This window comes from Pseudomonas brassicacearum (genome assembly GCF_003732265.1).
GTDB lineage: Bacteria > Pseudomonadota > Gammaproteobacteria > Pseudomonadales > Pseudomonadaceae > Aquipseudomonas > Aquipseudomonas brassicacearum_D.
Window position 1 is genome coordinate 1 of record NZ_MOBK01000468.1, and the last position, 322, is coordinate 322.

The following is a 322-nucleotide window of genomic DNA, read 5'->3' on the forward strand; positions in this document are numbered from 1 at the left end:
GGTCGGCAAAGCTGCCCGCGCCCGCCTGACCACGCACCCGGAGCGAACCGCTGCAGCATTCAAGCGCTTCATGGGCAGCGATAAACAAGTCCAGCTCGGCACACGTCAGTTCAGCCCGGAGGAGTTGTCGGCGCTGGTGCTGGGCTCACTCAAGCAGGACGCCGAAGCCTTTCTCGGCCACGCGGTGTCGGAAGCGGTGATTTCCGTACCGGCGTATTTCAGCGATGAACAACGCAAACGCACGCTGTTTGCCGCCGAACTGGCCGGGCTCTCGGTGACGCGTCTGATCAACGAACCGACCGCCGCCGCCATGGCTTACGGA

Annotated in this window: 1 protein-coding gene; it reads left to right on the plus strand. The window is 64.0% G+C overall.

The genetic code is table 11. The annotated features are described in order from the left end of the window. Positions 1–322: Hsp70 family protein (locus tag BK660_RS32300; RefSeq protein WP_148057560.1), on the plus strand; the 322-nt coding region annotated here is incomplete at both ends.